Here is an 11,643-nt window from a genome sequence, read left to right as displayed (position 1 = left end):
CCGTTCATATCAAATCAATCATATCGACTTCTGTCGGGTTCCCACTCTTGGTAAATTTTCTTCCACGTATCTGAAGTACGCTGTTCTAATATTTTAGGGCGTAGTTTAGGTGGGACATAGTGCCCATCTCTGAATCGACCACATAGACCACAAGCGTTTTTCATGAGATCACGCATTTCATCATCACTTGCTGGTAAGCATTGCCGTCCACTATTTTTATTTAGCACTCTATCAATGCCACCAGCAACCGCACATGGAAAATAGCCTTGGGGAGTAAGTCCCATACCACAAGTTCTGGCAATATCGCAGCCATTCGAGAAGTCGCTGAATTTATGGTACCAACTATCAATAGGCGCCAAGTTAAAAGGACCAAAGTCTGGCTGAACGGAATCTGTTTTAGAGGAGTTTTCAATATATAGCCACTCAGGCAACTCTGATATCACCTTGTTCACCCGGCGACCGTACCCGTTGGTCACAAGCTGAATTGATATATCTGGCTGTGCCTGTTTTAGGCGGTATAGCTCTTCAAGAATTTCATTTAGCTGAGGATGCAGTGTGGGTTCGCCGCCAAGTACTCGGATTTTTCTCCAATGCCTTCTTTGGCTCAGACTATCTTCAACAAACTGCGTAATATCACTTAGACCAATATGCTTGATATCCGGCGCTTGAGCAGAAGAGCGATTGCAGTTGTAGCACTTCAAATTACACTGGTACGTAATATCTATTTCTATCAGGTCATTCGCCGCCTGATACTGGTAACCCACTAGCTTACTTACTGGCTTTTGCACACGAATCCATCGCCACAATGCCTTTAGATGAAACCACAATTTAGCTAAGCGTAACCATTTTTGGGGATAATCATGTGAATACATAAATGGTTCTTTCTTGTTGCTAAACACCACTAGAGTGCTCCTTTTATCTTGTTGTTATAGCCAGCTTTGTTACTACTTAGATGCTCTAGCGTATAATGTTCCATCTCGTCTTACGGGACAATCCAGTTGCGGATCGTATTCACGCTTATGGACTACAGAGAACCCGGCTTCATGCAACACATGCTCTAACGTCTCATAATCGTACGCAAACTTGTGATCATGGTACTCTCGAAAGTGATGGTTAATATGTTCCAATCGAGTAACGCACCAGCTGGGGTGCCACTTCTTCTTAGCTATTTCAAAGTAGCCATCATTCCGAATATCAAGATATTCAGCTATAGGCCACTCGGTATCAGGTACTGCGACACTAAACTCCCCTTCTGGCTCCAAAACGCGATAGCACTCTTTCAGAAAAGAATAAGCCTGATTGGGGTATTCAAGATGTTCCAAAAAGTGCTCTGAGTAGATAAAACTACATGAGTTATCTGAAAAAGGCAGAAGTTCTCGAACATCCAGAGTCAGATCCGCAGAAGGTTTCAGGTCAATATTAACCCAACCACGTTTGGGCTTTTTTCCGCAGCCAATATTGAGCTTAAGCTTTACCTGATCTCTATACTCTTTCGCCATTCGAACACCTTTATGGTGCCGAAATGCAAAAGTGATTTCTCGCTTCAAGTTTATGAGTGCTGAACGCAAACCTGCGGTTAATGTGACATTAAGCATTTCTATACACCAAAAACAATAGTTGTTAGATAACCAATTGAACAATATACATGAATTGTAAGTATTGTTCTGCTCCAGCCAGACTTAGTACTTCATTGCCACCACATTTTGACAAAAGTATATAGGGGCAAGTATTGCTCATCACTAATATGCTCATGGATTAGAAAAATTGAGTAAGATGACTGTATAGAGGTTTGAGATACAGGCGTAGCTAACAAACTTGGGGCAGTTTCGTGTCAGCCAGAATTCAACACGGATATGGACAAAACCATGTCAGTGACTTTGCTGAATTAGCAATCAATGAATTACTTTTGGTATGGCGAAGGTTAACAACAATTACTTTTGATAGCTTATACGAATGGCAAATAATACATTGTGTCCCCTTCGATGAAAGGCAAGGCAGTTTCATATAAATAAAGAAGGGGGTAGACTTTTCAGTAGGATGGGGAAATAAACAGGAATTATCTAAGATGGCATTTTCAATAAAAAAAACAGTTTTAATTTCGGTTGGTCTGGCGTTACTTTCTGGATGTGTCAGCATCCCAGCTGATCGTGATGGTCGAATGACGGCTCTAGCTAAAGATGCTCGCTCACTGGCTGCGGATTATCCAGACGCTCAGTATAGTGAACCTATGCAATTGATGTACACTATTCATGGAACGAAACCAGAACGTCACAATGATTTAGATGGTTTTAATGCTTTTGATTACCATGATCCTAATAGCGTACAATCTGCTTTGCAGGTAGGTACCGTTGCATCGACGTTCGGCAACCCTTTCGCAATGTTAACGAGAACTTCTCTGATTGAAATAATGAAAACAGCCCCAAGTAAGTCTCTTCAATCTAACCGGTTAGTTATCATGGTTCCATCTTCCGGTAATATCAAAGCAGATGCGGATAAAATTTATGAGTTGAAGCTAGCAATGATCAAGCGTGCTTATGTCCGCGCTGGCGCATCCTCAGTATCTACTCATTTTGTTGAAGGTAATACTGACGGCTTGTCTTCATTTTCTCCAGCATATCTTATTCCAGATGGGCTAAAACACTGTGATTTGTCGAATGTTAACCTAGATAACATCGGCGGATATCAACGGAAATCGTGCGCTGCAATGATTCTTAATGGTGGCTCACTCTATTTCAACAACAGTGACGATAAACTGGCACCTAAAGGGGACTTCTTAGTAAGTAGTAGTTGGTTGCCAGATAATTTCCCTGTTGAGCACTTAAGTACTGACTCAGATTTTACATACCTATATATGCCTACTGTACTTTGGAACCAATCGGGAGTATATGCTGACATCCCAGCTGAAGATTTATCTGCACTTTATGCTAAGCATCGTTTCAGTTTAAATCCATTAGTAAAGAACTTGAAGTCTGGCGAAGTTATGTACTTCAACCAAAAGCTTTCTAATAATCAACCATCACCGACAGAGCTTGTAGATGAGAAGAAGGTTTTCTTGTCTAAGCAGTAAAGTTCAACATAAAAAATGGGGAGCCGCATGGTATGCGCCCCATGATCCCACGGGCGCAATATTAATGTGAGAAGTTCCAGGGAAGAAGTGATTCGATATCTGGATCAGGCTTGGCCATCTCTTTCATGCACTGGACGAGGTAATCGTAAAGGATAAGATCATTGGCTTTGGCCGTTTCGATGATGCTGTAGAGCATTGCACTGGCATCCGCCCCCTTAGGCGTATCGGCGAAGAGCCAGTTCTTGCGCCCGATAACCATGGATTTGATTGCACGTTCCGCTCGATTATTGTCGATAGATAAGTGACCATCTTCCACATACCGAACCAGCTTAGGCCACTGGCCAGTCGTATATTTAATTGCCTTACCCAACTGGCTTGAGCCCACCACTTTCTGCGATGTCAGCCACTTATGCAGGTCATCAAGCATTGGCTTCGCCAGTTTCTGCCGCTCTGTCAATCGCTCCTGGGCAACTTTACCTTTCAGACGCGTTTCTAACGCATACAGTTTTTGGACTTTCGCTAGGGCAACATCTGCTTTCCCTGTCTTGCCTTTACCTTGCAGCTTCTTGGCATCCATGAACTTACGGCGGGCATGAGCCAGGCAGCCCATGTGCTTGACCTTTGGCAGTCCATCATAGGCTTTATAACCATCCGTTTGTAAGTAGCCCTTGTATTCGCCAAGGAAGGCAACAGGGCACGCCCTCGAACGACCGTTTTGATAGTCGAACAAGACGATATTTTTGACATCTTTTAATGCGGCTTCAGGTGAGTCTGCGCCCGAGCAGTAGACCCACATATAACACTGTTTATCTTCTTTCAGTACATTGAGTGGCGTTTCATCCGCCTGAACCACCACTTGTTCCAGCAGGTGCTTTTGTAGCGCCTGATAAAGCGGAGTAAAGTGCTCGCTGACCTGCATCACCCAACGTGCCATCGTGGTTCTGGATAACTCAATACCAGATTGTTTAAACAAGCTTTCCTGGCGGTACAGTGGCAACGCGTACTGGTATTTACCGAGGATGATGTTGGCCAGAAGGCTTTCAGTGGCGAAGCTCTTTGGGATTAGGCTGGCGGGGGCAGGTTTTTGGCTGATGCAGACTTTATCCGCTTCTCTCTCGCACTGGCGACAACCGTACTTAGGACGAACATATTCCAGCACCTTCAGTACTGCTGGTGTGAACTCAAGCTTTTCACAACTATCTTCACCGATTTTATGCAGCGGATGCTGGCAACATGAGCAGACTTTTTCTTCATCAGCCAAGTCAAGAACGATACGTTCACGTGGCAGGTCTTTTGGAAGTGGCTTGCGTTTACCACGCGCTTTTTTGGTCGTTGTGGTAGTGACCACCTCTTCCTGCTCTGGGGCAGCCGCTTCGCATTCCACCTCATTGAACAGATCACCCTGCGCTTCATCATACGGCTTGAGTGCTTCTGCACGTTTGGCGAACTGGCGGTCGATAGCCAGTTTAAACTGCTCAAGAAGAGATGCCTTTTCAGCCATCAGGGCTTTTACCATCGCTTGAAGCTCGGCAACATCTTGACTGTCAGGGTTAATATCGGGCATCTTTTTCATGGCATCCATTATACTAAGAATGGTCCGTAACAGCCCGATACATCTGACTTTTATGGTGACTAACTCATTGTAAAACTGTGTATTTCTATGGGTTTATGGCCGATAATCGTAAAGCCAGACAGCAGGCGTTCGAACTCCTCACCGCTTAGGGTAAAGACCTGATGTTTCTCCCTGGATGGCCACTTAAACTTGTCCTTTTCTAGGCGCTTGTACCAAAGGGCGAAGCCTGTGTTATCCCAGTAGAGTACCTTCATTTTGTCGCGCTGTTTGTTGGTAAACAAGAACAGCGCCCCTGAGTCTAAAGACAAATCTGTTTCGGATTCGACCAGCGCCGCCAGGCCGTTGATGGATTTGCGGAAGTCAACGAACTCACGGTACAGGTAAATGGCAGGAGGACTGATTAACCCTTTCATGACTGGAGAGCGCCAATAAGCTCTGCCAGATAACCCACAGGTGTACCTTGCGGAATGCTTAGCTCGATTTCATTGATGCTGAGCGTCATATTTGCCAGGGCGAGTTTGGTGAACTGGTAGTGCGTTGTCTGCTCAACCACTTCTGCACGAACAAACGCGCTTTGATGACTTTCATTGGATAGTTGCAGCGAACGCCGTTTAGCAAAGAAGGTTGAAGGACTGAGATTGTTCTGTCGGCAGAACTCTCTTTGTGTAAGGGAACTGCTTTCATATTGCTGGAATATTGCCATCCATTCCTGGTCGCTACGTCGATTAGCCATGATCCTATCTCCTAATTTGATGGAGATATGATCATAAAAGTCTCATCCAGCTATTTGAATGTGAGGTTTATGGGGCGCTTACGCCGCATGGCTCCTTTTTTTTGCTAATTAGTCAGCAAACACTCCCGTTGAACAACCTTGCACATTTGGAGTTTCTGAGCAATCTACACTTGAGAGAACATCAGCCTTATCGACTTCATTTCGGTAGTCCTGATGTGTTTGCCATGATCGGCTCTAGCACACCTCTGGACAAAACCTTGTCAGTGGCTTTGCTAATTTAGCGTTTTACGGATAATCTCAGGGATTGTGATGACCAGACCAAGATCGGCTAAGTCATTACAACACCTCTAATCTGGTGGTCAAATTCACTCTACCACTACACAGGCCGCAATCGCCCCCCCATAAGGAAGTTTTTCACAATGGATATCCCACGAATATTCAACATTACTGAAAGCGCTCATCGCATTCACAACCCGATCACTCCCGAAAAGCTCGCCACTCTTGGCGCGGCGCTGCGTTTGGAGTCAGGGACCCGCGTGCTCGACCTCGGCAGTGGTTCGGGGGAGATGCTGTGCACCTGGGCACGCGATCACGGCATCATCGGCACCGGTATCGATATGAGCCAGTTGTTCTCCGAACAAGCGAAACACCGTGCTGTAGAACTCGGCGTTGCTGATCGAGTCAAGTTCATCCATGGCGATGCTGCGGGCTACATCTCTGACGAGAAGGTCGGTGTAGCAGCTTGTGTCGGTGCCACTTGGATCGCAGGGGGAGTCGCCAGCACTATCGACCTTCTGGCGCGGAGCCTGTGCACCGGAGGGATCATCCTTATCGGTGAGCCGTTCTGGCGGCAGTTGCCACCGACGGAAGAGGTTGCCAAGGGGTGTCTTGCGAACTCAATCGCCGACTTTCTCATACTGCCGGAACTTCTCGCGTCTTTCGGCCGTCTGGGCTACGACGTCGTTGAAATGGTTCTGGCCGACCAAGACGGCTGGGACAGATACGAGGCGGCCAAGTGGCTCACTATGCGCCGATGGCTTGAAGCCAATCCCGACGATGAGTTAGCCAAAGAGGTTCGAGATCAACTGTCCTCGGAACCCGTGCGTCACGCCGCTTACACACGTGAATACTTAGGCTGGGGTGTGTTCGCGTTGATGCCACGATGAGCATTGGTATCTTATCGTCGTCTCGCCAGCGCCGACTTTTGCGCTTTTGGCTATCAGCCTAACCCATCATCTCACCGGCCTGCGCGGCTTTTCGCGCAGGTGAGCTACTGCTGGCTCAGAAATGGACAGATGTATGGTACGCCCCGTTTTGCAAGTGATAAACCCGATAACGGAGTTGGTTTGCGCTAATGTATTCAGAGTCAACGAGTGATGCGTGCAATAAAACATCAGCATAATCCAATCTAACTATCAATAATTTATATCTTAAAATGAAGCAATAGTCAGCATAAGATTGCAGTAATAGTTAGCAAAATGCTCATTCTAAAAATAGCTATGTTGTAAATTTACCACCCTTTGAATTCCTTCCAGAAGCAGTGATAATTCCCCTCAAGATTCATCACCACTCAATTTGAATGAGGTAATTTTAGATTAGAACGATCACTGTCAACACTGTTCACGTGACACGCCTTTGGACAAAACCTTGTTCCGAACTTCATATTACAGAGTGAACTCGGATAACCTCAGCTACTGCACCCCTAGCTAGAAGCTCAACCATTCTAATCAAAAGCAAAATGAAAGACCTAACCGTATTCGTTTCATTACCTCTATTTTGCGCGCATTGACGTTAGTTCATTTTTGATACTGCGTGCTGCTCTACCATGAACGCGATCACTTCATCATTTAAGCAAGATTTACTGACATATTGGCGCTGTTTACCCATATGAAGGATAAAACCTAAATCGCTTTGTTGAAGTTGGTCGATTTCACTCCAGGCGATGTTACGGGTGTTTTTACCGCTTTTATAACTCACACCGTTAGAGTCAACATGAAATACCACTTTGCTGCCAGAGCTCATGCTGAGTGTTTGTCGCCATAACCACCAGGTTCTCTTAAAATAAACACTAAGCGCCTCAATAATACTCAAAACAATAAAGAACCAACCAACGTAACCGCTGGGTAGTAGCTCAAATTTTACTAAAACCACCCCAAAAAGAAGAAAAAGTATTCCTTTTAAATAGGCTTTTGGAAATTCAGCAGGACGACTAGTTTGATCATAACACTCTGCAAAAAAGGCCTTGTCGAGGGTGTATTCTGTGGTGAAATCAAAATCTTTAGACATATGTGGCTACTTTGAGGTTTTCTGTGAATGAGTATCCCATGCTGCGACCTCGCAACTCGAGTATTGTATAGCTTCTCGGTGCTTTTCTTTAGCTGTTTTGATCCTCTTTTGTAAATCAATAATACCGACAGGGTCTACTCTCACCATAGCCAGTTTGCTATCCAAATTGGTATTAAATGATGCATCAGCCAGCTAAAAACCTAGGCGCTCTGTAATGCTAAATAAAGCTGATAGCTGGTTGAGGTTAGCTGGTGCGCAAACATTAAAGGCTAAAGGCTGGCTCCCTCAACAAGAAGCTGAGTATACGTACGCATCTTAATTTGAATTGATTAGCTACTTTGCTAATACGTGGATTCCTATACCGAACACGACAGAATCGCTTGGTGATCACAATGTCAGCAGCAACTAAGCTGACTCGCAGTTGGACACAAATGAGTTAGAGTCTTTGTGTAATTCGATAACAGTCAAATTAACTGAAGTATCACAAACCTAAACTTTGACGCCTTAAAGTTTGTTATGTCTCTTTGGCTATCACGTTTCGCAACTGCTCTTCCGAAGTAGCATAGACTTGTTCATGTGCAGACTGAAGTATCATGTTGTTGTATTCGTGCACAGACTTTTCATTAAACCCCATACTTTCTGTTGAACCGAATACATCACGCTCGACTAAAAATACAGCTTTTGAGGGAGAAATTGGGTAATACAATCCAAAATTATCTACTTGCTCACCTTCAGGTGTATCAATAGACATAAAGTTAATTACTGGCTGGTCGCACGCTAAAAGGTCTACATTAGATGTGTTGTTAACTAAAACTAACTTATAGTTCTGTCTGTCCGCGAATAAATTTGCCGCTAACTTTGTTGAAAAAACAATACGGATTAAATTTATACACTTAACAATTTGATCTTTATGCGCCCCAGAGAAACCATTTACGATCGCTTCTTGTTGCTTTCTAGTTCGGATGTATTGCATACAAATATAATTTAAAAAGTGTGCTGCACCTTGCTCGCTTTCAAAAAAGGTGACATCGTCTTCAAGGAGAGACGCTAGACACTTATCACCTTGAGATTCAATTTCAGACTGAATTTCTTCTTCCAAGTTCTTGGCGTAGTTTGTTTTTAGTGCTGCGAGATCGCTATTAAGATCATTTACAGCTAACTTATCTATCTGCTCTACCATTGAAAATAAAGAGAACAGCCTGTCATAAATAGATGAAACAGACTCAGAAACGTCGTTGAGAAACAGATCTCTCACGTAATCAATATCCTCGGGCGCTAACTCGTTTACCTCGTAGAAGTAACTTTTTTGACCCACCCCCATAAGGTCAGTGGAGAAAACATGTGTCCCATTACGCATGCAGGCAATCTTATTTTGAAAACACCATGCCTTTAAGTAACGTCTCCATACGTAGTGCTGTCTTTTCTTCTTCTGCTGAAACATAGTCTAAATTAACCTCTGGGACATAACACCTGCAACTCAGGAATCGCCACAAAATACCCTTACAGTTCAATAAGTAGATACCCTAATCACCTCTAAATCTGATGGGTTCTCCACAAACCTAAAGTTTAATTTGCTAATTTTTTATAGTAGTCATCGTATGTCATCGCAATGGTGGTACATAATGGCTTGAATCCCGGCAGTAAAACAACTTCTCCTTCAAGTTTTCGATTCCACGCGATATCGTTCCTATCAACAAGTGCTTTGACGACCACTCTCTCATGCTTGTCTAAGTTTGAAAAATGAGTGAAAGCAAAAATAGTCGCTATTTGCTTATCAACACTCCAAGATTGCCTGAAGTTTTTCGAATAAAACTCCTCTACCGAGCACCCCCGATATACCGTTACTTCTTTTGGTAAATCATTATAGTCATTCATTTTTTTATCGATGATTACAAGAGGAAACCAGTCTTCTCCACCTCTATTTACGTGGGCATAGATTGAACGCTTTAGCTCCTCTCCTGTTTGTGCTGAAAGCTCTCGAAAACAGTCATACATGGCTTGAAGAAATTCATTTTCATCGTGGCTACCTTCCTCAAAATAATGATCAATGAGATCGTGTTCTGTAGCTTTCCCTCTGCGAATGTCATTTGCTGTATTTAGCATGGCTGAAAATCTTTGCGCAGCATCAATTCTGAACTGTTCATCAAAGCTAAAATACTTCTCTAAAAAGTGTTCCATCTCAATGAACATTTGGTTTTTCAAACAGTCAATGACACTGTCTGGTAGCTCTCGACTCATACTGCTAGCCCTAAAACCGAAATTGCTTCAGTCACAATCTTATGTCTTTCTCCTTTAGAGGGAGGGAATCCTCCCCGAGCAAAGTAACTACTAATCAGTTCTTCCCAAGCGGCCATTTTTTCGTCTGCCGGAGTATAAGCACCAGAATGATAGTGGCACTCCTGCGCTAACATGGTTAAGAGAACTTGATGGTGTTTAGGATAAGGATACCCTCCACTAAATTCAGGTAGCTGAGTTTCACCTAAAAAATTGGCTAGTTCCTGTGCGTCTGATTTACCTTTTAATATGCTATTGGCTAGTTCAGGAGCTAAACAGAATATCGAAACCCCAAGTAGCCGAAGTAATTTGTAACCGAAGATGATATTGCTAGCTAAAGCTTTTTGCTCCGTTAACACTTGATAAATTTCAAAATATCGTACCAGCGTTTCCACCTCTCGAAGCGAAACATCATGCTTTTGTATGATGTGCCTGATGAAACTTAGATCAGCATCTTGGTGTAATTGAGTATTAGCGAGAGTTTCACTGTTCTGTACAAGTTGAACGAAGTGATTTGTAGCGGCAAGGGTTTTTTCATACTGTTCGGGAATAACTATAGGCAGGGCAAAACTGAACTTTAAGAACTTATCTAGATAACGCTGTGCATCAACAGTAGGGCCATAACAATGATTAATCGATGCCTTGAGTTGTTTTGTATTCGTAACCAACACGAACTGGACACCTTCAACATCAAAAGTATGCTTAATGATTTCTAACATGTTTATGGCAAAGTCAGGTCGGCAACGATCCAGTTCATCAATAAATAGAATCATGGGTTTCTCGGCTGCGATTTCTTTTAAGGCGGTTTGCAAAGCGAGTAGGCTCTCAGAAGCCTTAACATGATCTTTCAATAAAGACTCAACCGATGTATCAATAGCTTGGTTCGCGGCTTGTTGAATCTCCTTATCGAAATCATTAGCGACATCTGTTGCATCTTGACGTAACAAATGCGCTACTCCTGCTTTTGCTAGCGCTTTTAATCCGTAGCGCACTGCTGGGAGAGCTTTTTGAATAAAGGTATTTTGTGCTTCATCATTTGGGAGCACTTTTATAACTTCAGCTAATACGGTTAACAAAGGTTCATTGGCATGATCAGCATTAAAAGCATCAACATAAATAATATGATAATGATCTTCAGTCTTCATCCAATTGATTAGCTTGTGACAAAACTCGGTTTTACCTGTCCCCCAATCACCATCAATAACCATGGGGGAAACATCAATAGGTGAACGTAATAATTGAATCACCTTTTCCGCAATTTTTTTACGCTGGAACTCGTCTCGATCATCAAATGTAAATTTTGTACGCATAAGTCTAACCACGTCCGGACTCTAATGAGCATATAGTATCACATCAATAAAAAGTGAGAGCTTTTGTGCGGTAATGGCTGTGTTCTAGCTCGGCATTGGGAGAAAGCCAGTATTACAGGTGCTTAGATGCCTGCACCCTCGCATTAACTCAGGTATCGGAAATCGACATTAACAGTATGTAAATGATTTTTAACTCTAAGCAGTAAAGGGGCATTATTGAGTGTTCGAGTTAAATCTGATCACATACTTATTGTTCGATTTGTGGTATTGAGTGTAATAGCAAATGTTTAAGCGCAGAGGCGTTGAGAAGCCAGTTTTGATGCCTAATCTATGAGTTTACCGTAATGGGCATAATGAGCACTTCAAATCTCCCTAATGTTTTGAAAAGATTCCATATATC

The 11,643-nt window shown here is 43.3% G+C and carries 11 protein-coding genes; 2 read left to right on the top strand and 9 right to left on the bottom strand.

The window, feature by feature from the left end; translation table 11 throughout:
- Positions 1-14 precede the first annotated feature (14 nt).
- Both C9I89_RS06025 and C9I89_RS06020 read right to left on the bottom strand, forming a co-directional pair.
- Entirely contained in the window at positions 15-899 is an 885-nt protein-coding gene (locus C9I89_RS06025) for a radical SAM protein (protein WP_245905416.1), read from the bottom strand.
- A 45-nt stretch (positions 900-944) separates the two neighbouring features.
- The gene (locus C9I89_RS06020) at positions 945-1,499 is read right to left on the bottom strand and encodes a class I SAM-dependent methyltransferase (protein ID WP_170107631.1); all 555 of its coding nucleotides are present in this window, start codon (positions 1,497-1,499) and stop codon (positions 945-947) included.
- 566 nt (positions 1,500-2,065) lie between these two features.
- Between C9I89_RS06020 and C9I89_RS06015 the strand changes: the two genes are divergently transcribed.
- On the top strand, positions 2,066-3,067 hold the full coding sequence (locus C9I89_RS06015) for a hypothetical protein (protein WP_107282447.1): 1,002 nt from the start codon (positions 2,066-2,068) through the stop codon (positions 3,065-3,067).
- Positions 3,068-3,128: 61 nt separating this feature from the next.
- Here the strand turns inward: C9I89_RS06015 and tnpC are convergent, their stop codons facing one another.
- Genes tnpC through tnpA form a run of 3 tightly spaced genes read right to left on the bottom strand, consistent with a single transcriptional unit; the run spans position 3,129 to position 5,373 of the window.
- A complete protein-coding gene (gene tnpC, locus C9I89_RS06010; RefSeq protein WP_107282720.1) occupies positions 3,129-4,640 on the bottom strand; it encodes an IS66 family transposase in 1,512 nt (503 codons plus the stop codon).
- Between the two features lie 59 nt (positions 4,641-4,699).
- Positions 4,700-5,053 (bottom strand): IS66 family insertion sequence element accessory protein TnpB, encoded by a 354-nt coding sequence (tnpB, locus tag C9I89_RS06005; RefSeq protein ID WP_107282446.1) that lies wholly within the window; start codon positions 5,051-5,053, stop codon positions 4,700-4,702.
- Positions 5,050-5,373, bottom strand: a complete 324-nt coding sequence (gene tnpA / locus C9I89_RS06000; RefSeq protein ID WP_107282445.1) for an IS66 family insertion sequence element accessory protein TnpA — start codon at positions 5,371-5,373, stop codon at positions 5,050-5,052. Before tnpA ends, tnpB begins: the two co-directional genes overlap by 4 nt.
- 419 nt (positions 5,374-5,792) lie before the next feature.
- Between tnpA and C9I89_RS05995 the strand changes: the two genes are divergently transcribed.
- A complete protein-coding gene (locus tag C9I89_RS05995; RefSeq protein ID WP_107282444.1) occupies positions 5,793-6,539 on the top strand; it encodes an SAM-dependent methyltransferase in 747 nt (248 codons plus the stop codon).
- A gap of 625 nt (positions 6,540-7,164) precedes the next feature.
- Here the strand turns inward: C9I89_RS05995 and C9I89_RS05990 are convergent.
- The 4 genes from C9I89_RS05990 to C9I89_RS05975 form a co-directional block, all read right to left on the bottom strand.
- The gene (locus C9I89_RS05990) at positions 7,165-7,659 is read right to left on the bottom strand and encodes a YcxB family protein (RefSeq protein WP_107282443.1); all 495 of its coding nucleotides are present in this window, start codon (positions 7,657-7,659) and stop codon (positions 7,165-7,167) included.
- 514 nt (positions 7,660-8,173) lie between these two features.
- Positions 8,174-9,100, bottom strand: coding sequence for a DUF4238 domain-containing protein (locus C9I89_RS05985; RefSeq protein WP_107282442.1), 927 nt, complete (start codon positions 9,098-9,100; stop codon positions 8,174-8,176).
- Positions 9,101-9,225: 125 nt separating this feature from the next.
- On the bottom strand, positions 9,226-9,897 hold the full coding sequence (locus C9I89_RS05980) for a hypothetical protein (protein WP_107282441.1): 672 nt from the start codon (positions 9,895-9,897) through the stop codon (positions 9,226-9,228).
- Entirely contained in the window at positions 9,894-11,243 is a 1,350-nt protein-coding gene (locus C9I89_RS05975) for a KAP family P-loop NTPase fold protein (protein WP_107282440.1), read from the bottom strand. The genes C9I89_RS05980 and C9I89_RS05975 overlap by 4 nt, the downstream gene beginning before the upstream one ends.
- Positions 11,244-11,643: the final 400 nt, after the last annotated feature.

This window comes from Photobacterium lipolyticum (genome assembly GCF_003026475.1).
Taxonomy (GTDB): domain Bacteria; phylum Pseudomonadota; class Gammaproteobacteria; order Enterobacterales; family Vibrionaceae; genus Photobacterium; species Photobacterium lipolyticum.
This window is presented reverse-complemented; position numbering and strand designations above follow the sequence as displayed.